General features: G+C 72.5%; 20 protein-coding genes, 1 tRNA gene and 3 pseudogenes. 7 read left to right on the forward strand and 17 right to left on the reverse strand.

Features of this window, described 5'->3' with window-relative positions:
• Positions 1-153: 153 nt before the first annotated feature.
• The 5 genes from ACFC0B_RS34345 to ACFC0B_RS34365 form a co-directional block, all read right to left on the reverse strand.
• Positions 154-912 (reverse strand): hypothetical protein, encoded by a 759-nt coding sequence (locus tag ACFC0B_RS34345; RefSeq protein WP_376095066.1) that lies wholly within the window; start codon positions 910-912, stop codon positions 154-156.
• A 428-nt stretch (positions 913-1,340) separates the two neighbouring features.
• Entirely contained in the window at positions 1,341-3,209 is a 1,869-nt protein-coding gene (locus tag ACFC0B_RS34350; RefSeq protein WP_376095069.1) for an ABC transporter ATP-binding protein, read from the reverse strand.
• Positions 3,210-3,305: 96 nt separating this feature from the next.
• Complete coding sequence (locus tag ACFC0B_RS34355) at positions 3,306-3,740, reverse strand: lasso peptide biosynthesis B2 protein (RefSeq protein WP_376095072.1); 435 nt, start codon at positions 3,738-3,740, stop codon at positions 3,306-3,308.
• The gene (locus ACFC0B_RS34360; RefSeq protein WP_376095075.1) at positions 3,737-4,045 is read right to left on the reverse strand and encodes a PqqD family protein; all 309 of its coding nucleotides are present in this window, start codon (positions 4,043-4,045) and stop codon (positions 3,737-3,739) included. Before ACFC0B_RS34360 ends, ACFC0B_RS34355 begins: the two co-directional genes overlap by 4 nt.
• Positions 4,039-5,736, reverse strand: coding sequence for an asparagine synthase-related protein (locus ACFC0B_RS34365; RefSeq protein WP_376095078.1), 1,698 nt, complete (start codon positions 5,734-5,736; stop codon positions 4,039-4,041). Before ACFC0B_RS34365 ends, ACFC0B_RS34360 begins: the two co-directional genes overlap by 7 nt.
• Before the next feature lie 482 nt (positions 5,737-6,218).
• Here ACFC0B_RS34365 and ACFC0B_RS34370 point away from each other — a divergent pair, with 482 nt between their 5' ends.
• A complete protein-coding gene (locus ACFC0B_RS34370; protein WP_376095081.1) occupies positions 6,219-7,604 on the forward strand; it encodes a transcriptional regulator in 1,386 nt (461 codons plus the stop codon).
• 66 nt (positions 7,605-7,670) lie between these two features.
• Here the strand turns inward: ACFC0B_RS34370 and ACFC0B_RS34375 are convergent, their stop codons facing one another.
• A complete protein-coding gene (locus ACFC0B_RS34375; RefSeq protein ID WP_376095084.1) occupies positions 7,671-8,138 on the reverse strand; it encodes a DUF397 domain-containing protein in 468 nt (155 codons plus the stop codon).
• A 738-nt stretch (positions 8,139-8,876) separates the two neighbouring features.
• On the opposite strand from ACFC0B_RS34375, the gene ACFC0B_RS34380 reads away from it, so the two are divergent.
• On the forward strand, positions 8,877-9,347 hold the full coding sequence (locus ACFC0B_RS34380; RefSeq protein WP_376095087.1) for a hypothetical protein: 471 nt from the start codon (positions 8,877-8,879) through the stop codon (positions 9,345-9,347).
• A gap of 617 nt (positions 9,348-9,964) precedes the next feature.
• On the opposite strand, the pseudogene ACFC0B_RS34385 reads toward ACFC0B_RS34380, so the two are convergent.
• The 5 genes and pseudogenes from ACFC0B_RS34385 to ACFC0B_RS34405 all read right to left on the reverse strand — a co-directional run.
• A pseudogene (locus ACFC0B_RS34385) lies at positions 9,965-10,180 on the reverse strand (putative ATP-grasp-modified RiPP); the annotation flags it as partial.
• 126 nt (positions 10,181-10,306) lie between these two features.
• Positions 10,307-10,714, reverse strand: a complete 408-nt coding sequence (locus tag ACFC0B_RS34390) for a lasso peptide biosynthesis B2 protein (RefSeq protein WP_376095090.1) — start codon at positions 10,712-10,714, stop codon at positions 10,307-10,309.
• Positions 10,715-11,384: 670 nt separating this feature from the next.
• A complete protein-coding gene (locus ACFC0B_RS34395; RefSeq protein WP_376095093.1) occupies positions 11,385-12,701 on the reverse strand; it encodes a helix-turn-helix domain-containing protein in 1,317 nt (438 codons plus the stop codon).
• Between the two features lie 104 nt (positions 12,702-12,805).
• A complete protein-coding gene (locus ACFC0B_RS34400; protein ID WP_376095096.1) occupies positions 12,806-13,402 on the reverse strand; it encodes a class I SAM-dependent methyltransferase in 597 nt (198 codons plus the stop codon).
• 325 nt (positions 13,403-13,727) lie between these two features.
• Positions 13,728-13,800: transfer RNA gene (locus tag ACFC0B_RS34405), tRNA-Gln, on the reverse strand.
• 532 nt (positions 13,801-14,332) lie between these two features.
• Here ACFC0B_RS34405 and ACFC0B_RS34410 point away from each other — a divergent pair.
• Positions 14,333-15,004, forward strand: a complete 672-nt coding sequence (locus ACFC0B_RS34410; protein ID WP_376095099.1) for a hypothetical protein — start codon at positions 14,333-14,335, stop codon at positions 15,002-15,004.
• A gap of 118 nt (positions 15,005-15,122) precedes the next feature.
• Here the strand turns inward: ACFC0B_RS34410 and ACFC0B_RS34415 are convergent.
• Positions 15,123-15,419: pseudogene (locus tag ACFC0B_RS34415) on the reverse strand (ATP-binding protein); the annotation flags it as partial.
• Between the two features lie 48 nt (positions 15,420-15,467).
• Here ACFC0B_RS34415 and ACFC0B_RS34420 point away from each other — a divergent pair.
• Positions 15,468-16,109 (forward strand): annotated as a pseudogene (locus ACFC0B_RS34420) (IS5 family transposase); the annotation flags it as partial.
• 29 nt (positions 16,110-16,138) lie between these two features.
• On the opposite strand, the gene ACFC0B_RS34425 reads toward ACFC0B_RS34420, so the two are convergent.
• Positions 16,139-17,356: a serine hydrolase domain-containing protein gene (locus ACFC0B_RS34425; protein ID WP_376095102.1), complete on the reverse strand. Its 1,218-nt coding sequence runs from the start codon at positions 17,354-17,356 to the stop codon at positions 16,139-16,141.
• Between the two features lie 528 nt (positions 17,357-17,884).
• Positions 17,885-18,334, reverse strand: coding sequence for a hypothetical protein (locus tag ACFC0B_RS34430; protein WP_376095105.1), 450 nt, complete (start codon positions 18,332-18,334; stop codon positions 17,885-17,887).
• 266 nt (positions 18,335-18,600) lie between these two features.
• Here ACFC0B_RS34430 and ACFC0B_RS34435 point away from each other — a divergent pair, with 266 nt between their 5' ends.
• From ACFC0B_RS34435 to ACFC0B_RS34445, 3 genes are all read left to right on the forward strand, one after another.
• The gene (locus ACFC0B_RS34435) at positions 18,601-18,921 is read left to right on the forward strand and encodes a hypothetical protein (RefSeq protein ID WP_376095108.1); all 321 of its coding nucleotides are present in this window, start codon (positions 18,601-18,603) and stop codon (positions 18,919-18,921) included.
• Between the two features lie 399 nt (positions 18,922-19,320).
• Complete coding sequence (locus ACFC0B_RS34440) at positions 19,321-19,467, forward strand: hypothetical protein (protein ID WP_376095111.1); 147 nt, start codon at positions 19,321-19,323, stop codon at positions 19,465-19,467.
• A 703-nt stretch (positions 19,468-20,170) separates the two neighbouring features.
• On the forward strand, positions 20,171-21,169 hold the full coding sequence (locus ACFC0B_RS34445) for a helix-turn-helix domain-containing protein (RefSeq protein WP_376095114.1): 999 nt from the start codon (positions 20,171-20,173) through the stop codon (positions 21,167-21,169).
• Between the two features lie 141 nt (positions 21,170-21,310).
• Here the strand turns inward: ACFC0B_RS34445 and ACFC0B_RS34450 are convergent, their stop codons facing one another.
• From ACFC0B_RS34450 to ACFC0B_RS34460, 3 genes are all read right to left on the reverse strand, one after another.
• Positions 21,311-21,730: a hypothetical protein gene (locus ACFC0B_RS34450; RefSeq protein ID WP_376095117.1), complete on the reverse strand. Its 420-nt coding sequence runs from the start codon at positions 21,728-21,730 to the stop codon at positions 21,311-21,313.
• 676 nt (positions 21,731-22,406) lie between these two features.
• Positions 22,407-22,655 carry a hypothetical protein gene (locus ACFC0B_RS34455; RefSeq protein WP_376095120.1) on the reverse strand — a complete coding sequence of 83 codons (249 nt, stop codon included), beginning with the start codon at positions 22,653-22,655 and terminating at the stop codon, positions 22,407-22,409.
• A complete protein-coding gene (locus tag ACFC0B_RS34460; RefSeq protein WP_376095123.1) occupies positions 22,634-23,698 on the reverse strand; it encodes a hypothetical protein in 1,065 nt (354 codons plus the stop codon). The genes ACFC0B_RS34455 and ACFC0B_RS34460 overlap by 22 nt, the downstream gene beginning before the upstream one ends.
• Positions 23,699-24,256: the final 558 nt, after the last annotated feature.

A 24,256-nucleotide genomic window follows, 5' to 3' on the forward strand; every position in this document is an offset into this window, starting at 1 on the left:
GCGGCAGCGGTGATCAGGGTGGTACGGCGGATCGTCACGTCTACTCCGTCAGATCATGGGTGAGCAGGGAGAACACTTGCACGAACCACCGACATTCTCGACGACGTTTCCCGGCGCGCACACCGAGCACCCGGCGCGAACCACGGCGCGCCGCTACGGCGGACCACCGTGGAGGGCGACCACGGTCGGGCCCTGATCGGCACCCGCCGCCCGGACGGCCGCCCAGGCGCGGGGCAGCACGGCGAGCAGGAGCAGCGGCAGGAACAGGGGGTGCAGGGTGCTGACGGTGCCGGCGGAGGCGAGGATGCCCAGGAGGGCGCCGGTGACCGCGGCGAGGGCGTCGACGACCAGGTGGGCGTCCTTGCTGGCGCGGTTGGCGGCTTCGGAGTGGTCGCACCATGCGGGGTCGTCGTAGAAGGCGAGGGGGACGCGGCCGGTGGCGTCGAGGAAGCGCAGTTCCGCGAGGGCGTCGATGCGGGGCCCGATGCGGGCGGTGACGGCCAGAGTCAGGGCCGAGGCGGCGGAGCGGGCGCCGGCGGTGGCGGTGATGACGAGAAGTGCGGGCAGGGCCGCGCGCAGGCGTTCGGTGGCCTGGCCGTCGGCGAACAGCGGGACGAGCGCGTGCCGGGCGCCGTAGAGGACGGCGGCGGTCAGGACGCCGGCGGCGACCTGAAGGGCGCCGAGGAGGAGCAGGGCCCGCCGGTCCGCGGCCCAGGCCAGGCGCGGCGCGATGGCGCACAGGGCGGGGAGGCGGCGGGCGATGGTGGTGAAGTCGTCGGTGGGGGCGCCGTCGTGCTTCTCGGCGCTGACGGTGTACTGGGCGATCTGCGGTGCGGCAGTGCCGCGGGGGCGGCGCTGCCACGGCAGGCGGGAGGGACGGGTGGGCCGGTCGGGTGTCTGGAGTTCTGTCACCCTTGGCGCAACGGTTCACCCGAACGGGGGACACGGTGGCGAAGGGTGACGAATTCAGTCGGTGCCCGCACCGATCCGCAGGGCGGGTGTGTAGGGCCAGACCCGGTCGCCGGCATCCTGCCCGACGGCGGCCCCGCCGGCCTCGACCCAGGCGTGTGCGCCGTTAGGTGAGAGGCGGGCACCCAGCACCCACTGGAGGCGGCGGCCCAGCAGCGCGGCCGCCAGGTAGGGAGGCCCTCTCAGGGGCCTCGGTGCTCCAGTGCGCGTTCCTGCCGCCGGGAGGGGATCCCTCTCGGGGTCCGAGCACGGCCCAATCCCCGGGAGGGACCCGTCGCGGCTGTGCGGGCGGGCAACGACCGGCGACGTACGCCCTCTCGCCGGGTACTGAGGACAGGCGCTGAAGTGTGGCCTGCCTCCTGTCGGTGCGGTCAGCGATCCTTCTGAAGCTTCAGCAGGTCGTGGAACGGGCCTGGCGTGGTGGAGAGGTCTTCCCAGGTCCCGTCCTGCACGACGCGGCCGTGCTGGAGGACGATGATGCGGTCAGCGAGTCGGGCGCCGGCCAGGCGGTGGGTGACGAACAGGGTGGTACGGCCGGTGGCCAGGGTGCGGAGGCGGGTGAGGACGCGGTGTTCGGCGCGGGCGTCCATCGCGGAGGTCGGCTCGTCCAGGACCAGGATGGGGGCGTCGCGCAGGAATGCGCGGGCGACGGCGATGCGCTGCCACTGGCCTCCGGAGAGGTCGTGTCCGCCCCACCAGGAGCGGGCGAGCGAGGTATCCAGGCCGTGGGGAAGGCGGGCCAGGACCTCGTCCGCGCCGGCGGCCTCGGCGGCGGCCAGCACCTTCGCGTCCGGTGCGGGAAGGCCGAGGGTGATGTTCTCTCGCGCCGCGAGCGGCCAGCGGGTGTAGTCCTGTGGGACGACGGCGACCTGTTCGAACACGGTCCGCGGGTCGGTGTCGGCGAGGTCCTGGCCGTCCCAGGCGACCGTGCCGCCGGTCGGCAGGTAGAGGCCGGTGAGGAGCTTGGCCAGGGTCGACTTCCCGGAACCGTTCTCTCCGATCAGGGCGACCACTTCGCCTTGGCGCAGTGTGAGGGTGACGCCGTCCAGGGCGGAGCGTTCGGTGCAGGGGTAGGTGAACGTGAGGTCGGTGGCGATGATCGCGGTGGGGCCGGTCCTAATCGGGGTGGTGCCACGCTGGTTGGCCCACTGCTCGGCGGTCCGCAGGAAGTGGGTCCAGTCGTCCAGGGATAGGCACGTGCGGAACAGCCCGGCCCCGGCGGACAGCAGTCCGGTGGTGGCGGCGGAGGCGGTGCGCAGGGCGAGGGCGGCGGCGCCGGCGGCGGCCGGGTCGGTGCGGCCGGTGGTGGCCAGCCACAGCAGCACCAGCCAGGTGGCGATGGTGACCGCCGCGGTGAGGGCGTCGCCGGCGCCGGTGGCGATCATGGCGCGGCGGGCCCCGGCGAGCTGTTCGGCCTCCAGGCGGGCGGAGACGGTGCGGTACTGCTCGGTGAGGAAGCCGGTCATCCCGTTGGTGCGGATCTCGTCGGCGGTGGCGCGTTCGGTGGTGTAGCCGCGCAGGACGCGGCGCAGCCGGGAGTCGGCGAGGGTGCGGTGGTGGGCGGCGTGGCGGATGCGGGCGGCCCGTACGGCGCCCCAGCCGGCGGGCAAGGCGGCGGCGGGCAGGAGCGGCAGCAGTGCGGGGTGGAGGTAGGCGAGGAAGAGCGCGGCGGCGGCCAGGCGGGCGGCGGCGGAGGTGATCCGCTGGGTGTCCTCGATGAGGTCGCGGGTGCGTTCGGTGCCGTCGGCGGCGGCCTCGTAGGCGGTGGAGAACGCGGGGTCCTCGTAGGCGATGGCCTCGGCGCGGGTGGCGGCGGCGATCACCAACAGGTCGGCTTCGCGTACGACCTGCGGCGCGAGGCGCAGGGCGGCGCCCTGCGCGGCGGCGTCGGCGATGTAGCGGCCCGCGATGGCGGCGCCGAGCAGCGCCAGCGGCCCGCCGTGCGCGGCCAGGGCCGTGGTGAGGTCGGCGGCGGTGAACAGGCCGGTCAGCAGGCGGGTGGTGCTCGCCAGGGCGGTGACGGTCAGGGCGGCCGTCACCACCTGCGTGGCGAGCAGCAGGACGACGGCCGGGCGGTCGGTGCGCCAGCTGAGGACGAGGGCCCGGTGCAGCGCGGCCGGGAGGCGGCGCAGGACGGCGGCGGTGCCGAGGGTGCGCGTCGCGTCGTCGTGGCGGTCGGCTTCCAGCACCATGTGCGGGATCTGTCCGGCGGTGGCCGGTGGGAGAGGCAGGGCGGTCACCCGACCATCAGGCGCCCGCGCCCGCCTCTCGGGCAACCGGTTTCCCCAACACCGCGCGGGAAACGTCGAGTTCAGCTCGCCAGGGCGTCAACTCTGCTATGCGGGATTCACTCGTTCGGGGAAGCGTGCGACGGGCGTCCACGGGCGGTCGCCCGCGTCCCCGACGTCCCGACCGGCCGCCGCCCCGGGCACCTCCACCCAGGCGTGCGCGGCATCCGGCAGGAAGCGGGCGCCGTAGACCAGATCCGCCCGGCGGCCGGCCAGCGCGCACGCCAGCACGGTGGCCACGGCGATCTCCGTGCACGCGATCCGGCCCGGCCACGAGCGCGGCACCACCGCGAGGACGGCGTCGTACCGCTCACCGAGCCGGGCCGCCTCCGCGTAGCGGGCCCGCCCCAGCGGGCGCAGCACCGCCACGCGGTGCCTGAGCGGGAGGCGGTGCAGCAGCAGCGAGCTGGCCAGGGCGAGCAGCGCGGCGGGCCGGGACCGGAGGGGGACGCGCGGGCGGGCAGGCGGGGTCATCACGGTCATCGAGCACCTCTGGTGCGTCGCCACCACGGCCGGCTGGCCGGTGAACGGGTGGTGTCGATGAGCAGGCCGCGCGCGAGGAGAGCGGCGACGGTGCGGTCGATGGCGGGTGCGAGGGCGGCCGGATCGGCGCCGCGCGGCGCGGCGATCTCCTCGGCCAGCCCGTCGGTACCGCCCCGCCGCGCGAGGGCCTGCCAGATCAGCGAGGCCGCGGGGTCGAGCATCACCCAGCGCCCGGCCCGTACGTCGAGGATCGCGGTGCGCCCGTCGATGGCGGCGTGGCGCACGTGCGGCGCGATGGTCAACATCCCGCCGCCGCCCGCGCGGGGGCGGCCACCGGGCCGCACAGCCACCAGCAGGTCGCCGCCAGGTGGTGGAGGTCCGCGATCGGGTCGGCGCTGCGGCCGGTCGCGGCGTCGGCGAGCGCCGCCCGAACCCGGGCGGCGTCCACCAGCCCTGCGGCGACCAGGGCGCTGTCGGCCACCAGCTCCTCCAGGGCGCGGCGGTGCCGGGCCAGGCCCTGGATGCGCTGCGCCGTGAACGACCCCTTGGAGCGGCGCCCGATCAGCCAGTCCGGCAGCGGCACCGCGGCGGCGAGCACCGGCTTGTAGGTGTAGGTGCCGCGGCGGGCGGAAGGCTCGATCGCGAACGCGGCGCGGACCACCTCGTTGTCGAGGAACGGGTACACCGGGCGGATGCCGATCGCCTCGTACAGCGGGGCGCAGGTGCGGGCGTCGTCCCCGGCCGCGCGCAGCGCCGACCACTGGTCCACCTCGTCCGCGAAGGCGCCGTGCAGCGGTTCGGCCCACGCACCGTCCAGCAGTTGGGCGACCGCGTGCCGCCCGTGCTCGGTGAGCCACCCGGCGCCGGGGCCCGGCCGGCACCACGCCCACCCCACGGTCTCCGCCGACGGGACACCGGATCGCAGCCGGGCCGCGACCTCGGCCGCCGCCCGCTCGGGCGCCGTCCCGGCGGCCCGCTTGAGGGAGCGCCAGTACGGGCCCGACCCAAGGTTTCGCAGCCGCGCGAAGTCCACGGCCGCCCGCCGCGCGTCGCGCACGGCGCCGCGCTGGACCTGCCCGACCCAGCACGCGGCCGAGGAGTCCAGCACCACATCGCCGCCGTGCCCGGTCAGGTGCAGCGGCAGACCCGCCACCGGCTCCAGGTAGCAGCGGTCCAGCCCGAGGTTGATCACCGCCGGGGCCGGTTCGACGGTGGGAGGAGCAGCGTCGAGGCCGAACGGCAACTCGCCCGGCCCGCCGCGCGCGATCGTGTGCTCGATCCCGGCATGCCGGGCCACCCGGACCGCGTACGAGGCGTCCTCGGCGCTGGTCCAGGCGTCGGTGTAGGTGACCGCCCGCACCGGGCCCGCCTTCGCGGCGAGCAGCACGGCCGCCGCCGAGTCCAGCCCGCCGGACAGGTCCGCACCGACCGGCCCGCCCGCCGCCCTCACCCGTCGCTGGACCGCGGTGGTCAGGGCCTCGCCGAGCCGGGAGGCCCCGGCAACGGGGTCGGCGGCGGGTTCGATGCCGCGGACGTCGACCAGCCGTGCCGTGCCGCCGGCGAGGAGCAGGCCCCACCCGGGCGGCACCCGCCACACCCCGGCCCACCGGCTGCGGGCCGGCCAATGCTGCTCACCGACGGCCAGGTGCGCGGCCAGCACTTCCAGGTCCACCGACGCACCCACCCGGGCAGCCAGGGCGCCGGGGTCACTCGACCACACCACCCCCTCTCGCCGGTCGTGCGCGTGCCAGATCCCGCGCACCCCGGCCAGGTCCCCGCACACGAACCGGTCCCCGCCGCCGAACTGCTCGGCGAGCACCCAGTACGAGCCCGGCCACCTCGTGAGGTCCGACCAGTTCCCCGCCGCCGCCGCGCCCAGCCCCGCCCGCAGCTGTTCCGCGTCGACACCGCAGTCCCCGGCCACCGTCAGCCGGCCCCGCCCGTCGCGCACCTCGCGCACCACGACACCGGCCCCGAACCGTCCACGCCCGTCCATCACGCCTCCATCCCGCCGACAGCCCTTCACACCACCAGGGGTCCGGTGCGGCTGCGCGCCGCACCGGACCCCCGACCTCACCGCCCGGACCGAAGCCCTCACAGGGGCCCCGGCGGGGCGTTCTACTCGAAGTAGTTGTCCTTGTCGCTGTCGTTGCTGCGCTGGCGGCCGTTGGTCAGCACGTCGGCCTCGTGCTCGCTGATCTCGGGCTCGAAGTCGGTGATCAGGTCCATCGGGGTCTCCTCCGGGTCAAGTCGCTCCGGCACTCGCCGGACGACCACCACGACACCGCACCACCCTGCTGCGCCAACAGGTGCGTACCCGGTGCACCTGCGTGCGGACACGCCACGCGCCGGGACGTGCGTGCTGATGCGTTTTGCTGCGAACACCCGTTCAACAGCTCGAAGTTGGGGCGAAGCCGCGTACCCTGATGAGCCTGACCTGCACGGCACGGCGCCACCGAGCAGAGGGGGGAGCCCCCGGTGAACCCCGGACGAAACCCGAACACGACCCTGGCCTACTGGGTCACCCGCAGCGGGGCGAGCCACGGCCGACTGGTCAAGGAGATCGCCCGAGTGGCCGCCGAGCACGGCAGACGCGACATCCAACCCGACCGCTCCCGCATCCCCCGATGGATCGCCGGCCAGGAACCCCGCGAACCCCTGCCCGCGTACCTGGCCGAGGCACTGGGACGGCTGTGCACCCCGCCGCTGCGCCTCGCGCCCGCCGACATCGGCATGACCGGCCGCCCCACAGCCGGCGCCACCTCCGCGTGGTCGGGCGCGGCGGTCGTCGCGGCGATCCTCGACACCACCCGGAGCGATGCCATGACCGACGACACCACCCCCACCCCCGCCCGCCTCCTGGCCGGCGCCGACCTGCACGCCGCCGTGCAGCCCTGGCTCCACCTGCCCGACACGGTCGAACTCCCCGCCCCCACCCGGCCCGGCCGCCTCGGCCTGTCCGACGTCCAGCGCATCCGCGACACCACCGAGGCATTCCGCCGACTCGACAACGCGCACGGCGGCGGCCTCAGCCGCCGCGCCGTCGTCGGCCAGCTCCACGACGTCACCGAGATGGTCAAGCACGGCCGGACCAGCGACAAGGTCGGCGCCGAGCTGTTCGTCGCCGTCGCCGACCTCGCCAGCGTCGCCGGCTGGATGACCCACGACGTCGGCCGGCACGCCGAGGCCCAGCACTACATGCTGCTCGGCCTCCGGGCCGCCAAGACTGCAGGCCCCGCGGGCGCCGGCATCGCCGGCCACCTCCTCAACTGCCTCGCCCGCCAGGCCAACCACCTCGACCGGCCCGCCGACGCCCTCGACCTCGTCCAAGCCGGCCTGTACGGCACCCGCAAGCGCCGCCCCGACCGGCTGCGCGCCGTCCTGGCCACCCTGGAGGCCCGGTGCCACGCCACCCTCGGCGACCTCCCCGCAGTAGAGCGGTCCATCGCGGTCGCCGAACACGCCCTCGAAGCCGACACCGAGGTCCCGCCGTGGGTGCAGTGGTTCGACCCGGCCGAGTACACCGTCACCGTCGGCGTCTGCCAGCTCATCGCCGGCGAGCACGACCCGGCGCAGGCCCGCCGCGCGATCACCACCATCCAGGACGGCACCGCCCTGCGCCCCGAGGAACGCACCCGCAGCCGCGCCTTCGACCAGGTCGCCCTCGCCAGAGCCTACGCACGGGCCGGCGACTTCGACGGGGCCGACGCGGCGACCACGCGGGCTGTGGACCTGTTCGGCCGGGTCAACTCCACCCGCATCACCGACCGCCTCCACGAACTCGATGCCGAGCTTGCCTCAGCCCCCGCTGCGGGCGCAGCCGTGAGTGCCAGAGAGCGGATCCACGCCGCTCTCATGACCTGACCATCCGGCCACGATGGACTTCCCGAACCAGCCGGGACCGGGTTTCGGATCGACGCGCGGAATGGCCTATCTGGGCCTACCAGGGTTGTCGAATTCACCGGCTGCGGTGGCGCGGAGAAGTTCGGCGAAGGCCTGAGCTGTGACGGCCAGTACTGGACCGTGCGGATCCTTCGAGTCCCGAATGTGGCGCAGGTGGCTGGCTTCGGCAACCTCCAGGCAGTCTCCCCTGCCGCCGCTGTGGCAGATGAGCAGCACGCGGTCGGCGGTGCCGTCGGCGGTGCCGTCGGCGACGAGTCGGCCGGCGGCGAGGGCGACGTGCGAGTAGGGGTGTTGTCGGCCGGTGGCGTCGTCCGGGATTTCGATGATCTCGGCGACGAGGGCGTGTGCGGTGAGCTCGGTGCGCAGGGCGGCCCGGTGGCCGCTGCCGGCCTGGTCCGATCCGAGGGCGATGCGGAGGTGTCCTGGCAGGCGCGGCCTCTCGGGAGCGGGCTGATCTTCACGAACGCGGCCCGATCGCCCGCACTGACACGCCACACCCGGGACTGTGCCTTGGGCCAGGACACGTCCGCAGCCTCGTCGATGCCCGCGAGGGTGTGTGCTGCCCATCGCCGCAGGCCGGAAGGGATAGGGGAATTCCGGCTCATGCGAGGTTCTCTCCGAATGGCAGAGGTCCAGCGACGTCCCGGCGGGCCAAGATACTGCGCGGCGGGTCGCTGCGATGCACCGACGATACCCACCGGCCGGGGTCGGATCCGGCGATCGACGAGGGCCGGATGCCGGTGCGATCCCGGCGGCTGCAGGTCACACCGGTAGCTGCCCACCGAGATTCCCTGCGAGCCGCCATCGACCCGCGTCTCCGCGCCTTCTCACACTCGCCGACCCAGCACGTTCTGCTCACTGTCCTCGTCGCCCCTGACCGGTGGCGAAGACGAGAGGTGGCACCGCCCTCCCCCGTCCGGGCCATACCGCCCTGGTACCCGGCCGCGTACATGGGTGGCCTGGACATCGTCTCGCCGACCGGGTCCCGCATCCGCTCGTCACCGCCGTGCCCAAGCCAGCGGTGAGCGCATCCGAGTCGTCCGACCGGCCCCTCGGGCGCCGACCAACGTCAACCTCACACCTGCACGTGTCGCACCTTCGGATGGACCAGGGCGCTGCCGCAGTCACCAGGGCAATTCGGGGCGCGACCATGGCGCCCATGGCAATCGAACTCACCCGGTCCGCGCGGCCCGCCGCTGCCAATCCGCCAGCCCGTCCCGAATCTGCTGCCTCGTGACCGCCGACGGCACCACCGGCCCGGCGGTGGGCGGGCGGCGGCTGCACCCCGCGCTCGCGGTGCCCGCGAGCATCGTCTTCGTCGGCTACGCCGCAATCAGCGGCGCCATGCTGCTCACCGCCACCCGGGAGACCCTGGCCGGACGCGGCGAGAGTGCGCTGTTCGTCAACGGGCTGCCCCTGCTGCTGGCTGCGGCCACCGCGTTTCTGTCCCTCGCCCACTTCCTGCTGCCGATCCCGTGGACCAGGTTTGGGCTGGCGGTCTGCCTGGCGGCGATCGCGGCCATGAACGCCGGCATGGCCATCAAGCACGGCCAGCCACTCCTGTCCATCGACGGCGTTCTGATGACCGCCGTCCTCACCCTCGTCGAAGTCGGCGGGTTCGCGACCCCGCTGGTGGCGGGTATCGCCATGTGGCGTCCCGCACTCCTGCCCGCCCGGAAACCGACGGGCCGCCAGACGTCCTGACGACCACCCTTCACCACGGAGCTGCGGCGCTCCCGCTCCGCATCCCGCTGCCGCTCGCCTGGGCCGCCCCGTTGGCACGGCGGAGCTCGCCTTCGAGGCGAAGCTCGATGGCGGGGTCACAGCGGAAGGAGCCAGCCAGGCCCGTCCTCGCTGCCGATCCACACCCGCTGCCCGTCGCCGTCGATCGTGATGCCGAACTCCTCTTGGTGCAGTGCGCCCGCCGCCTGCCACGCCTGAATCGCGCCCTCGACCTGGTCCGACGTAGTGGGCGCCGGGCAGCGCGGCGAGGATCCCGCCGGCGCCCCACTGGGCCTGGGCGCGGGCGAAGTCGCCGTCCTGCCCGGCCATGCCGGGCGGCGCGGCCCACGGCGAGGGGCGCCGGTACCAGACCGATCGGACCCGGTCGAGGTCCAGGGTGCGGGTGGCGGTAGTCAGGGTGCCGCGCCGTCCGTCCGCACCGTAGCGGGCGGTCAGCGCGGCACCCTGGTGGAGCTCGGCGCCAGGGTCCGCGCGCACGACCGGCACCCCGCGGCCGGCCAGGATCCGCAGCACGATGTCGGCCGTCGGATCGTAGACGCAGGTCAGCAACAACACGGCCGGCTGCCGCTCCCCCACGGTCAGCTCTGGTCCTGGTCGTTCGAGGTGAGGGTGTCCACATCGGTCGGCGTGGCCTGCCCGCCGCTCTGCCCATCCCCGCCACCCCCGCCGGTACTGGTCGGGCCGGTCTGGTCGGTGCTGGTTCCGTGCTTCCCCAGCTCGACGGTGCGGCCCTGCTCGTCGTGGAAGACCGCGGCCTGGGTGTCCGGATCGATGACCGGGGTGAGCGCCGGCGCGGGCGGGGTGTCGGCTTAGCGGCGCATCCGGGTGGTGCCCCACGGAGCGGTGACGACGTTCGGCATCCTGAGCTCTCCTTCACCCTGGCAGGTGACGCTAGCGAGATGATCAGTGACCAGCCGTCATCATCGTGCATGGGGGCGGAGTTGGGGAGCAGTTCGGAGAACTGCGCTGCCCCTTGCGCGGCCCCGACGCCAACGGCGCCGGGGCGCACTGCGCCGTCTCACGGCCCGGCGCACCGGTCTCGGGCGCTCGCCGTTGGGTGCGAAGCGGGCGCCGAGCACCCACTGGAGGCGGCGGCCCAGCAGCGCGGCCGCCAGGTAGGTGCCCAGCGACTCCTCCAGGCACGCCGAGCGGCCCGGCCAGCGCCGGCCCACCGCGGACACGGCCTCGAACAGGTTCCGGGCCTGCCCCGCGTGGGCGGTGCGGCCGGGAAAGCGCGCCGCGGACCGGGCGACGGCGATGGTTGTGCGGATCGGCAGGCAGCGCAGAACCAGCAGCGCCAGAGCGAACCCCGCCGCTGCGGCCGCCAAGTCCGCACCCCGATACGGTGACGACGGTCACCGGCGTGCCGACCACGGGGCCCTGCCCCCGCAGGCCCATCCTTGCCCCGGCGGTTCCGACTGGGAGAACTCCGATCCGATTCCTGTGGCCGCAGGTCACTCGGTCCGCTGCCCTCCGAGATGCCCTGGAGGCCGCCGCCGTCGCCGGTGCCCAGGCGGCGACGAGCACCTCCGAAGTGTGATCGGCAACCAGAGTGCTGGCCGACGTCAACTCGCGCATGTGCAGGACGCACCGTCGGATGCATCGGGGCGCTGTCGCAGTCGCCGGGGCAAGTCGGGGCGCGATCATGGCGCCCGTGCCGATCCCACTCCCCTGGTCCACGCGGCCCGCCACCGGCGAACTGCCGGCCCGTCCCGGACGCCTACGCCGCCGCACTGACCAGCAACTGCGCCGCACCGAAGCGGGAACAGGGCGAACTCCGGTGCTCGGCGGACCCGTCCCGGCCTGCAGCTCCGCCCCTGCCTGCCCCGGCGAGCGCGATGGGAGGGACGCGCCCGGCGCCCGGGCTCCCGCGGGCAGCTACGGCAGGAGCTGAGGTGACCGGTGCCCAACTGCGACGACGCTCTGCTGACAGACGACCACTTCCTTCAGGAGCAGCAGACGACGCTGGAGAAGCACCACCCTCGGCTGTGCGCCGGGTCAGGCGGTGAACGCTCCGGTGCGGGTGGCGAAGGGGCGCAGGCCGGGCAGGCGGGTCGGGGAGTGGACGAGGCGGGCGGTGATCGCGCGTACCGAGGGTCGGCGTACTTCCTCGGGGGCGGTGCGTTCCATCGCCAGGAGTGCGTTGTAGGTGCGCCGGTCCTCGCCGAGGGCGTCCCACACGCGGGCGGTGTCGGTGAGGTAGCGGGCGCGGCGCTCGGCCGTCGGCATCCGGGTCGGGTCGAGGCCGAGCGCGTGGCGCACGCCGGTGTCGGGGTCACCGAGCGCGGTGGCCAGGCCGATGCGGTACAGCGTGCACTGCTCGGCGGTGGCTTCGACGGTGAACAGGGCGCCGACCAGTCCGGGCGGGACCCGGCCCGCGGTCTCCTGTGCCTCCTCGATGAGGGAGTGGGCCCCGCTCGCGTCGCCGCCGGTGGCGGAGGTGTAGGCGGCGGTCAGCAGCAGCGAGGTGCGCACCGCCAGGGCCTCGGCCCCGTCGTCGCCGTCGAAGCCGACCGCCGTCGCGGTGAGCAACTGGACGGCGGAGGTGATCCGCCCGGAGCGGCGCATCGTGATCGCGAGCACCCGGGCCGCTTCCCCGACCGCGACGGGGGAGCCGGAGGCGCGGGCGGCGGTCAGTGCGCGGTCCGCGGTCACCCAGGCGTAGTCCGCGCTGTCCTTGACGGCGACCTCGGTGGCGATGACGTGCGCGCGGGCCAGCGCCGCGTTCGCCCGCTCCCGGCGAAGTCCGCTCGTCGCGTCGCGTTCGGCCTCGGCGCCGGACAACAGCGCGGGCAGGGTGGTGCGCAGCCGGTCGTAGCGGGCGGCGCGGAAGTCGGCGCGGGCCCGGGTGAGGGCGGCCGCGAGGTCGGACAGGCGTACGGGCGGGGCGGGGTCGAACAGGGCCCGTTCCAGCGGGTCACCGCCCTGGGAGCCAGGCGGCGGTGCGGCGTGGGCCGGCCCGCTGCCCACGGCGGCGGCGCCGATGCCCGCGGCGCCCAGCGCGAAGAAGCTCCTGCGTCGCACTTCGTCCTCCGACTCTCGACCTGCCGTCACCCTAGCGGCAACGGCTCGCCGCGCAGGCGAAGTTGAGGCGGTGTCGATGTCCAGTCCCAGCCGCTGGGGCGGGATGTCCAGGAACTGGGCGATGCGCAGCAGCGCAACGTCGCCGACCGTCATCCGGCCGTTGAGGATGCGCGACATCGCGGAGGGCGAGTACCCGGCGTGGGCGCCCACCTCGGCCAGCGTCGCCTTCTTCACCGCCCGGGCGGCACGCAGTACCGCCGGGACGTCGACCTTCTCCGTGGTCCGCGACACGACCCCTCCCCGAGCCCGGCGGATCCACCACGGTAGCGGTGCGTAGGGGGGCGTGTGACAGGGCGCGTGCACGGGAGCGTTCCGCGCCGTGTCCTTCGGCCGGCTCAGCCCCGACCGAGGACCAGCAGCGTGCCGAGCGCGCCCGCCTCCGGATTCGCCACCACCCCGGCCTCCACGTCCTCGAAGCCGTGCCGTTTCAACAGGTCCGCCCACTGCTCCGCCGTGTGCTGCCACCGCAGCACCGTGAGCTCGTCCCCGCGGCCCTCCAGCCACCGCCCGCCCATCGGCTGCGCCCCGTAGGTGCCGACTGCCGGCTCGCGCTGGGAGAAGGCGAAGACGCCGCCGGGGGCCAGGCGCCGGCGTACCCGGGGCAACAGCTCCTCGGGGTCGGTGAACCACACCGCGCCCCACGTCGAGTAAACGGCGTCGAAGGTGCGTGTCTCCCGGTCGAGGAACGCGCAGGCCTCCGCCTCCACAAACTGCAGGCGCGGCAGGTCCGCCCAGAAGCCGCGGGCGCGGGCCACCTGGACCGGGGAGAAGTCGACCGCGACGACCTCCGCTCCGGCCCTGGCGAGGACGGCGGCGTTCTCCCCCTCGGCAGGGCCGAGGTCCAGCGCCGTCGCCGGCCGGCCCAGGACCTCGGCGCCGGGCCCGTTGCCGGGAATGCCGGTCCAGTCGAAGCGCTCGGCCGCCGGGCGCACCTGGAGCTCCTCCCCCGGTGCGGCCGGTACTTGTCCCAGTACTCGGCAGGGCACAGGGGCGGGGCGGCGCTGGACATGAGGGCCTTCCAGGGGCGGCGGGGGTGGCTGTGCCGAAGTGGGCGACAACCTACCCCCGGGCCCGGGCGGGACGCGGACGGACGGAGGGGATTCAGCCGAACGGGTGGGGCCCGGCCGGCGCGCTGGTGCGCACCGGCCGGGCCTTGCGGGCGTAGCGGTTCAGTGGCAGTTGGACCCGGGGCGGCCCGGCCCGCACTTGGAGTACGGGCCGCTGCCTTACCAGTCGGCCAACTTTCCGGGTACTGCGCTGCCGGACGAGGATTCGAACCCCGAGTCTCCTGATCCAGAGTCAGGCATGCTGCCAGTTGCACCATCCGGCACTACGGGGGCGGCAAACGCGAAGGCCGCCCGGAAGGGGGTGTTCCCCCTCGGGCGACCTGGCACGTGATGGGTGCAGGTCTACCGCTGGGAGGGATACCCCTGGCTCTGCTGGGAGCTCGAAGAACGCTGATACGACTGGCTGTTGCTCATGACGTGCGTTCCTCTCCGTGGCGGTGCTGCCGGGCTGATGTCCCTAATCTGCGGCACGGTCGTGTGAATGGGCAACCGGATATCGTCGCGTCGTCCGGAGGATCCCACGGCTCGCGGCGGCCCCGGGACGTCGGTCGTTCAGGACCGTCCCGCTCCGAGGCGGGCTCCGGAAGGGCGACGAGCGGCCGGCCCGGCCCGGTGCGCGTTCCTGCCCCGATGGTCGGTCGAGGGTGATGAGGCTGCACGGTCAAGACTGTCCCTGCATTGCGCCGAACGGCATCCCCGGGCGCCGGCGCCGCTCTAGAGTCGGGCTCTCGACCACCGGCGGACGGGACCGGCACCGGCCCTCCCGCGCCCCGGTGCACAGCGAGTGGAGGCTTCATGATCGTGTCCCGACGGGTCGCCGCCTGGGTGGCCACAGTGTCGGCGGCGGCCGTGCTGGTGGGCTGCTCGGACTCGGGCTCCGGAGACGAGGCGCTTCCCGGGACCTCCGGGCCCCCGACGAAGGCGCCTGCCTCGACCGCCACGCCGACCGACCCCACGGCGAGTGCCGCGGCGCCGTCCCCCTCGGGCCCGTACTACCCCACCCTCGCGGCCGGTTGTCACGACAACACCGCGTGGCAGGACAAGGACCGTTCCCTCTGGCTCAGGCTGCTCGCCAACCGGGACCCGAGCAGGGGCGGCGTGAGCCTCGCCGGAGCCGACCCGAGCCACTTCGGAGGCCCGCTCTGCGTGCCTGAACGGGTCCACATCCAGTACTGGTTGGTGCACCGCAGGACCGGTTCCGCGGTTTCCCTTGAGTCCGTCTCCGACAACGACTTCCGTACCACCGGTCATGAGGCCCAGCACTTCCCGACCCCCAACGCGGTCACCGCCCGCAACCCCGCCTGCGACGGCATGCTGCTGGCCGTCTACACCGGCGAGCCACTCAAGGAATCCGAACTGCCCCGGACCTTCTCAGCCGTCGACGCGATCGGCGGGGAGCTCTTCCCCAACAAGCGGGTGTCGCTGGAGGGGTATGTCGGCCCGACCGGCACCGCGACCTGCACCTGACGGCTCGGTTCGAGGGCCGGTCCTGGGACACGGTGGAGGACAGCGCGTACGGTCTTCCCCCCGACGGCCGAGGGGCCACCGAGGTGGTGCGGGCGAGGCGGTTGACCATGGGCCAGCCGAAGCCTCCGGAGCTGTCGTTCAGAGCGGGGGTGCGCATGCGCGGGGCCTGCGGGCTTTCGTCGTGGACGGCCACCTCGATGCCGTCCGGGTGCCCGGTCATCTCCAGGGCGTGGATGCCGCCGCCGTGGCGCAGGGCGTTGGTGACAAGCTCCGAGACGGCCAGGACCACGACATCGGCGCACTCGGCGGCGACCGGCGGCACGAGGTCGTCGAGGAAGGCGCGGGTGCTCGCGCGTGCGCTCGCGACGGAGGTGGTGGAGCGGGCGGGGGCGACACTGACGCTCATCGTGTCCATCAGGATCACCCTGGTCTCTGAATCGGCACGGCCCGGCCTGCCCAGCTCCACGACTTCCCGCCTCACACCACTGTGTTCTCGCACTTCAGCGCATGGACCGCGGACGGCACGATCGAAAAGCTCGGCTTGCGGCTGCACCGCCTGGTGCGAGAGAAGGAAGGCCGGGCACCCGAGCCGACCGCTTGCGTGATCGACGCCCAGAGCGTCAAGACCACTTCCAGCGTGCCGGCCGAGACCCAGGGCATCGACGCCGGCAAGAAGATCGTGGGCCGCAAGCGCAGCATCGTCTCGACACGCTCGGCCTGCTCATGCTCGTCATGGTCACCGCCGCCGGCGTCTGCGACAACGAGGCCGGCAAGCAGCTCCTCATCCGGCTCGCCGTCACCCACCCGACAGTCACCAAGACCTGGGTCGACACCGGCTACACGGCCCCAGGCTGTCGAACACGGAGCGAAACTCGGCATCGATGTGGATGTCGTCCCGCGAAATGCCCAGGCCAAGGGCTTCTCAGTCGCGCCCCGGCGATGGGTGGTCGAGCGGAGTTTCGGCTGGATCATGATGCATCGCCGGTTGGCACACGACTACGAGACCAGGCCCGAGCACTCCGAGAGCATGATCCGCCTCGCGATGATCTCGAACCTCGCCAAACGAACAACGGACGAATCCACCATAACCTGGCACAATCCGTGAACTATCCCTCACTCGAGCAGGACGTCCTCTCAGACGGATTTGCCCGAGGCGAAGGCCGCCGTCGCGATGCGCAGCACGTACGGGAACTCCGCACCCATGAGGCCGGTCGGGTTGATCGAGTAGACGAGGTGTCGGCTGCCGTCCCGGGTCGCGAACATGCCGCTGGTGTAGCCAGGCCGGGAGCCGGTCTTGCCCCAGATCACGACGCCGTTCGGGAGGGTTGCGCTCATCAGGCCCATGCTGAAGCAGGCGTGGTCCCCCTGGCAGTTCTTGTTCCTGTGGTTGGGGACGTCGGGGACGGTGAAGAGGAGTTCCTGCTGCGCGGGCCGGAGCAGGCGGCCACGGAACAACTCAGTGATGAAGCGGTCCAGTTCGGGGGCGGTGGAGATCATGCCGCCTTCGGCCCAGGGCCAGGGGCTCTGCTCGCTCACGTCGACCTGCCGGGCGGTGCCGTCCGGCTCGGTCACCGTCAGGTAACCGTGGGCGTGGGGGCCGGACAGGCTCGGGTCGTCGGCCTCGGCAACGTAGGTGTGGTGCAGGCCGAGTGGCCGGGCAATCCGGGTCTGCACCTCGTGGGCGAAGGTCTGCCCGGTGACCTGTTCGATGACCCGGCCGAGGACGAAGGTGTTGAGCCCGTTGTACTGCTGCGCGGTGCCGGGCAGGAACTCCTTCGGGAACGTCAGGCCGTCGGCGATCACCTGTTCCGGGGTGGCACCGTCCAGACGGTGCTCCGTGAACCAGCGGGTGGTACCGTCGCCCCAGATCTCGGTCCCGCCGTGCGCAGGAAGGCCACTGGTGTGGTTGAGCAACTGGCTGACGGTGACGTCCGGGTACCCCTTCGGAAGCAGGAGCGGCACGTGCTCCTGGACGGTGCTGTTCAGGTCGAGGCGGCCCTCGCCCACGAGTTGGAGCGCGACGGTGGCGGTGAACACCTTGGAGACGCTGCCGATCCGGAAGCGGGAGTCGGCGGACACCGGCCGCCCCGTCCCCAGGTCACTGACACCCGAGGTGCCCGACCACCGCACCTGCTTCCCGCTGACCCGGGCCAGCGCGCCCGTGACATCGGCGTTCGGCAGCCCGGCCATGGCCTGACGCAGCGCGGACTCGTCCAACGGCGGCAGCTGCGAGGCCGCGGGGGCGGGGGCGGTCGCGAACGCCGGGGCGGTCGCACCGGCTGTCAGCGCGACGAGCAGCGCACTGGTGGCTGCGAGATCGGTCCAACGGGAACGGCGAGGGCGAAAGTTCACAGAATCCTCCGGAGCGGTGGTGCCAGGTGACGGCTGGGTCATCGACCCGACGACGAGCCTGCCGGACCACAGCACCCTGACCATCCGGGAATCCCCCTGACCACACCCTGGCCCACCCCGGGCACGACCCCGAGACAACACCTGGGCCGAGGTCAGGGAGATCGCCATCCGCACTCCACGCCAATTGGCAAAGCCGTTAGAACGGTGCAGGTCGCGAAGGGGTCCTCCCCGCGGGCGCGGGGGTCAGCCGCCCGGGGCGCCCTCTGCCACGCCAAGTGCCGCGACCTCCCCACAGGCAGGCGCGGGGGTCAGGTGTGGGATCAACTGTCCGACGACACTTCCGCGAGGAGCTCCGGCTCGCGCGAACCCCGGCGGGCGGCAGTGGCAGGCCGCGCGGGCGCTCCGCGGGGCCGGGGAGGTGTCGTGGGTGCGGGCGGCCTGGCGGGCGGTGGCGGCGCGGGCCTGGTCGGCCGCCATACTCACGTGCAGGACCGATCAGTAGCTCGATGGTCGGGTTCTACCGAGCGGTCAGAAGCTCCAGCTGTAGAGGCGGCCACCTGTGCTCACCGCGGAGGCCGCGAGGTGGGCGATTCCCTGTAGGACCGCCAGCAGATCGTCGTCGGTCATGTCGTCCCCGTCGGCAGCCTTGAGCCTCGTGGTCCAGCGAGCGGCGAGCTCCTTCAGATCCGTGGGGCCGGCGCCAGCCAGCACCCGGGTCAACCGCTGTGGCAGGGCGAACACCTCGACGCCGTCGTTCAAGGGGGTAGTGACCCACTGCGGCCACCACCTGTGGAGCTGTTCGGGCGTCGGCACCTCGGCCGAGGGCTCCTCGAAGTACATGTCCCACTCGGCGATGGCACTGTCCGGTTCAACGAAACGGCAGGTCACGAACTCAGATCCTGGACCGGGTCGTCGCCCGCGCATCGCAGCGACAACCTCATCATCGGGGGCGAGGAAGAACACTACGTCGTGAGCCACTACAGCATGACGGCAGCTGGCCAGGCAGCGCCGCCGAACCAGGCTGCGGCCAAGCAAGGACACGGGGGCGACTCTACGCTCTCCTGACCACCGCGCTGAGCAAGTATCCTCCCCGCGCCGGCGGGGGGCAGCCGGTCGGCTCGCCGGTGCAGATTCTCGGCACGCTGTCCTCCCCGTGAGCGTGGGGGTCGGTCAGCGGCCAGCGAATCCGGGAATTGGTTCGACGTGGCTTCGCGGTGCTACGTGTCCTTCTACGCTGGGTGGCCATGGGCTACGACCTGCACATCACGCGGCGTGAGTACTGGTGGGACGAAGCGGGCGAGGACATCAGTTCGGCGGAGTGGGGGGCGGCGGTAGTCGCAGAGCCCGGCCTCGTGGTGGTCCCGCTGCCTGTAGGCAGCCCGGAGGGGGTCGCCGAGTTCGTCCTGCGGGAGAGCGGGAAGTCGTCTGGCCACCCCTTGTGGTGGCGGGCTGGGCGGATCAAGGCCAAGAACCCGACGGATGAGATGGTCACGATCACGTGCCGGTTGGCGAAGACGCTGAATGCCCGGGTCCAGGGTGAGAACGGTGAGCCTTACGACATGTGAGGTGTGGCCACTACAAGAGGTCCTGGCCCATGTGGGCCGCAACGTCGGCATCTGCCCCGATGAGCGGAGCTCCTTGACGCCACCACAAGCCAGACCCGCCGGAAGACCTCGACGGGTCAGTCAAGAAGTAGCAAATCCGCCGGAACGATGCAGGTCGCGAAGGTCTTTCCCGCGCAGGCGCGGGGTCAGCCGGATGGTGAGCGCGGGGCCCGAGACAGCAGCGCGCCCTCCCATCAGGCTGGGGGCAGCTGGTGGGTCGGTTCGAAGCCGGGGAATTGTCACGAGCCCAAGCAGAAGGATGTGGAACATAGCTCGATCCATCGCCGTTCATCGTGCCGGGCTTCAGTCAGGGAACACTGTGCCCTGACGGCGGGCGCGCTTCGCGTCCGGCTGGCCCGGGTGGATGTCGACCCCGACGCCGGCCTGGTCGACCTGGCCCGCACACTGTCGCTGATCGGCGAGGACTTCGCCGCTGGACGGCTGGCCGCGCTGCTGCCGGAGAACGACCTGGAGGGAGCCAGCCCCGTGTCGACCTGGCGCGCCTGAGCAACGGAGACGATCAGGCTCGTCCTCGCGATCGCCACCGCGACGGCCTCAACGGTGGCCGCCACCGTGCTGCTCCCCTCGACCGGACTCCCTGCCGCAGTGCACTCCCCGGTCGCGTTGGGCTGTGCCTTGGTGAGCGGGCTGCTGGTGGCCGGCCGATCGCGGTTCACGCGGATCGCCGAGTTCCTCCCTGGCAGGTAGGCCAACCGCGATGTTGCCGATCATCACCATGAACGAGCCCTTCGGTAGCCCGGCGGGCCGTCCCTGAGTGGCAGCGGCTCGGGCAGGTCCCCCAGCGAGTCGCCGTGTTCGTCGGTGCCGGTGTAGCCCTCGGAGGTCGTCCCCGATGTACCACTCGACGACGTCGGTGTGGAGGACGGTGCCGTCGGGCTGGGGTTCACCCCCGTCGATCGCGAGCAGATACCAGCGGGGGTCCGCGCTCGGCCGCAGCGATCCGATCTTCATGCCTCATGGATACTGCTCGTCCGCTGCGGGCCACGCGGTGGTGGGCTGCCGGGCGAGAGTCCAGCCGCAGCGCCCGTTGCGTGCCGCGACCGCCCCTGCCATCCTGAGCGCGGAATCGGCCTTCGGGGGAAGGACATTCAATGCGGAAGCAGCACGGGGACGGCCGGCTTCAGCCGCGCTGTCCGTTCCGGGCGGTTCAAAGTGCCGTACCGGCACGGTCGCCCGGTGGTCCTGCTCTGTGAACGCGACGCTGGACACGGCGGCCTTCTCGCCGGGGGACCGGGAGGAAGCGGTCCGGTCCGCGGTCTGGGAGTCCGTCGTGCGGATCGAGATCGACCACCATCCCGCACCGGAGGACATCTCGGTCCAGGTCAAGCTGGACACGGTCGGCTGCATCGGTGTCTGCTCGGGGCGGGCGACCGGCCTGACGATCCGGCGGACGCAGCGGCTGGCGCGGGAGGACACCGAGCCGGAGGTCTTCCTGGGCCTCCAGGTGACGGGTACCAGCGTGGTGGCGCAGAACGATCGCCAAGCCGTGCTGGGGCCGGGAGAGTTCGCCCTCTACGACACGTCCGTGCCGTACACCCTCGGCTTCGACGGCGGTGTCGACCATCACTTCCTGCGCTTCCCGCGCTCCGCGCTCGCGCTGCCCGAGCGGTTGCTGAAGGAGATGACCGCGGTCGCGTTCCGTGCCGACAGCCCCGTCGCCGCCCTCGCCTACGCCTACTTCTCCCAACTGGCCACCACCGAGGGGCTCCACCAGGACCGGTACGCCCAAGCAGTCACGGAACCCAGCCTCGATCTGATCCGCGCCGCCGTCACCTCCCGGCTCGGTGACTCGCCCTTGGCCCGGGAATCCCTGGAGGCGACGCTCGGCTTCCGGATCCTCCGGTACATGCGGGCGCACCTGCGCGACCACGACCTGTCCGCGGCGCGGATCGCCTCCGCGCACGGCGTCTCGGTTCGACACCTCTACACCCTGCTGGCCCGGTCAGGGGTCACCCCGGGCGACTGGATCCGCTCGGCCCGTCTGGAGGAATGCCGCCGGGAATTGGCCGGCCCGAAGGCGCGCTACCGGACGATCGCCGCGATCGGGCAGAGCTGGGGCTTCGTGGACGCGACCCACTTCAGCAGGGCCTTCAAACAGGCGTACGGGCTCTCCCCGCGCGCCTGGCGCGATCTCGACCGCACCAGCGGCCGAGCAGGTGACCACCCGCAGGGCCGGCCTGCGGGGTGATCGGGATGCGGACAGGGGGTGGCCGTGGCGCCGAGGCACCGCGCCGGGACCACCCCCTGCCGTCTCGCCGGTGACCGTCTGTCCGGTGCTCACGCCGGCCGGGCGGATCCCGGCCCGGCCGGCGACGGCTGCCGGCGGGCGTCAGCTGCAAGAGTGCCAGGGGGTCGGCTGGTTGACGAGGTTGTTGCCGTTGGGGTCGTTCGCGATGACCCACTCCCGGATGCACGCGCCGGGCGCGTAGATGGTCACCGGCCCGGCGAAGGTGCTGTAGTAACCCCCGCCACCGTCGATCCATCCGGAGTCGCCGGACTTCTGGACGTAGATGTCGGTGTACGTCTTGGTGCCCGCGTAGAGGTCCTTGACGAAGACGGAGCAGTTGGTGGAGCCGTCGTAGTAGGTGTGGACCGTCCCCGCGCCGCCCACGTCCCCGGACCACACGTGGGAGCCCGAGCAGCCGTAGCCGCCGGTCTGGGTGGCCTGGGCCGCCGGGGCGGCCACGACGGTGCCGAGCGACGCGAGGGCCGCGACGGAGAGAGCGGCTATCACCTTGCGGATGCGCATAGTGGTGCCTCCCTGGGAGGAGTCGGATGGTGCGGATCAGCTGCCGGCCGGTCACGGGTCGGTGACCAACGGGCTCGTCGCCGGTGCCTGGTCAGGACGGATTCGCGCCCTGTCGTTTCGGCACCGGAACGTCCGAGCGGTGGCGACGAGTCGCGCCGACCGCAACGGACGCCGCCCGTGCGAGGGGACTTGCACCGCATGGACCGGGCTTCGCCGTGCCATGACTCTAGGTCTCCCGAGCCGCCCCGACTGTGCTGTCCTTGCAGAGAAATCGGCCAGGTGTGCACGGGTACTCCGGGCCGGTCCGCGAGCGCACCACCCACCACCCGGCACACCGACTCCACCCACCACCTGGCGCGCCGACTCCACCCGCGTCGATCGCGGTGAGACCGGGATCAGCGCCGTCGACTGGTACGACCTCCGCAACCAGCGTGGAGAGGTTGGATGCGGCCCAGGCAGGTCAGTCACGCCGCCCACTTATGCGACCGGTCCAGCATGGAGCGCAGCTCTGGTTCTGCGGGGCGCCCGGCGGCTCGGTCCAGTCCTATGGACGCGGACGAGCCGCCGGGCGCCCCGAGCGTGCTGGAGCCTTCTTGCGGTTCTACAGGCCCAGATCCGACGCGAGGCCCGGACCGGGTGTCCACTCCACGCCCGTGTCGGCCTCGCGGGACAGGAGCTACATCTCTTGGTCCTGTGTCACGGCGATGCACAGGGATGTGCCCGAATCACCGGCGCTGAACACCAACCGATCCGCCCGCTGACCTTCGGTATGGATCGTGTGGGGAACCAGGTCCAGCAGCAACTCGAACTGCGCATCGTCGCGGACATCGATGGCAGTGTCGAGCCCTTCCAGTGCGGACTCGCGAATGTTCTCCCGCTCGGCACCCTGCGGGAAGTGGCGGCTCAGCCGGCGCGCGCAGTCCACTCCGGCGGCGTCCACAACCGGGCATGGGCGCTGCCGACCTGGATCAGCGTTCCGGTATGCCGATCCTGACGCGCCGGGCGGAACCCGTCGATCGCGAACACCTGCTGTCCGCTGGTGATGTCGACGCCCTGCAGACCGGCCTCGTCGGCGATCAGCAGATGCTCTCCGTCGGTGAAGAAGCCGAAATCGCCGACCGGCCAGGGGAACGTCGCGACCGCCTTGATCCATCGGACGCCCGGCGAGCGCAGTTCGATCGAGGTGGGGTCGAGGACGTGGACGGTGCCGCTGCCGGCATCGTCCCGGTCGTACACCGCGATCCGCCCGTCGTCGATCCACACCACCGGCCAGTTCCACTCCGAGACCTCGGGATACACCGCACGGCTGGGCCCGTCCTCGGACTCGTACGGGTTGTCGTGCAGCCAGGCGGTCAGGCTCCACACCGCCGGCATCCCCCACGGCTGCCACACCCAACCGCCGTCGTAGACACGAGTCCCGTCAGGACTCAGCGACAGCGCGCCGTGGAAGTAGTCGAGGTCGTACTCCGCATCTTCCTCGTCGCTGTCCGGGCTGTCCCGCGCCGTAAGCACCTCGCCGGACGCGAGATCGGTGACATCCAACCGGTTCCAGTCAGTGCGATGGACGACAACCGGCCGGCCACCGTGTTCGGCGAACGCCAACGCGAACGGGACGGTTTCACAGCAGTAGTCCCCGCCGTCCAACGTCAACGCCGGCGAACCGGTGGTGAGATCGACGACGGTGCCGTACCGACCGCGGTCTTGAACCACCGCCGCCCAACGGCCACACCGAGACGCATGGAGCCGCGGTCGAACGCCGCCACCGTATTCGGACGCCGGTCTCTCCTCCCGATACCGGGCCACGTCCTGCACCTCGCCGGTCGTCGGCGTCCACCGCGCCAGTCGTCCGTCCTCGGACAGCACCAGCCACGCCGGCCCCGCGTCACCGAGGACCGCCGGCAACGCCGCCACATCCACGACCGGCCGCAGCGCGTCGGGAACTGCCACGTCCACCGTGATCGTCGCCATACTGCTCCCCCTCGGTGCGCCCGTGTGACCCCCCGCGGCAACGTGAACAGCAGGTGATACGGCACCGTATCGGCGAAGTCGGTGAGCGCCGCGACGCCGGTCACGGCGGTGAGGTCAACACGGATCTGGTCTGTGTCGGGCTCATTCTCGCGCAGGTCCGCCTCGGTGTCGTCCAGCGAGAAGCCCCCTCCGGTCGTCATGACCGGACCCACCTCACCGAGCACGGCCCCGGCGGACCCAGAAGATCCAAACCACTGACCAGCACACCCGGATCCGCTACAGAGAGCTACTACTTGCCACTTCGCCGCAGCTTCGGGAGAACAGGGCCGCGATGGGAAGATTCGTGGGGCCCGGCCCGGGATCGCCCATCCAGCGCCCGCCGGCCGGCAAGGTCAACACCTTTCACCAGGGAACGGACCGTCACAGGCGGCTGCGGCACACGACGGGCCGGGCGGGCCGGGTCGGCTCGGCGCCGCGCAGTGCGACAGCGGCAGTGCGGGTGCGCTCCAGCCAGGACGTGACCTGGCACAGCGTGGCAGCATCGAGCCATCGGGTGAA

This window comes from Kitasatospora sp. NPDC056184 (assembly GCF_042268405.1).
GTDB lineage: Bacteria > Actinomycetota > Actinomycetes > Streptomycetales > Streptomycetaceae > Kitasatospora.

Bases quoted from the DNA above. Each gene is read 5' to 3' on its own strand.
- ACFC0B_RS34355 (WP_376095072.1), bottom strand. From the start codon at position 3,740: ATGACCGTGATGACCCCGCCTGCCCGCCCGCGCGTCCCCCTCCGGTCC.
- ACFC0B_RS34360 (WP_376095075.1), bottom strand. From the start codon at position 4,045: ATGTTGACCATCGCGCCGCACGTGCGCCACGCCGCCATCGACGGGCGC.
- ACFC0B_RS34365 (WP_376095078.1), bottom strand. From the start codon at position 5,736: ATGGACGGGCGTGGACGGTTCGGGGCCGGTGTCGTGGTGCGCGAGGTG.
- ACFC0B_RS34410 (WP_376095099.1), top strand. From the start codon at position 14,333: ATGATCGTGTCCCGACGGGTCGCCGCCTGGGTGGCCACAGTGTCGGCG.
- ACFC0B_RS34435 (WP_376095108.1), top strand. From the start codon at position 18,601: ATGGGCTACGACCTGCACATCACGCGGCGTGAGTACTGGTGGGACGAA.
- ACFC0B_RS34450 (WP_376095117.1), bottom strand. From the start codon at position 21,730: ATGCGCATCCGCAAGGTGATAGCCGCTCTCTCCGTCGCGGCCCTCGCG.
- ACFC0B_RS34460 (WP_376095123.1), bottom strand. From the start codon at position 23,698: ATGGCGACGATCACGGTGGACGTGGCAGTTCCCGACGCGCTGCGGCCG.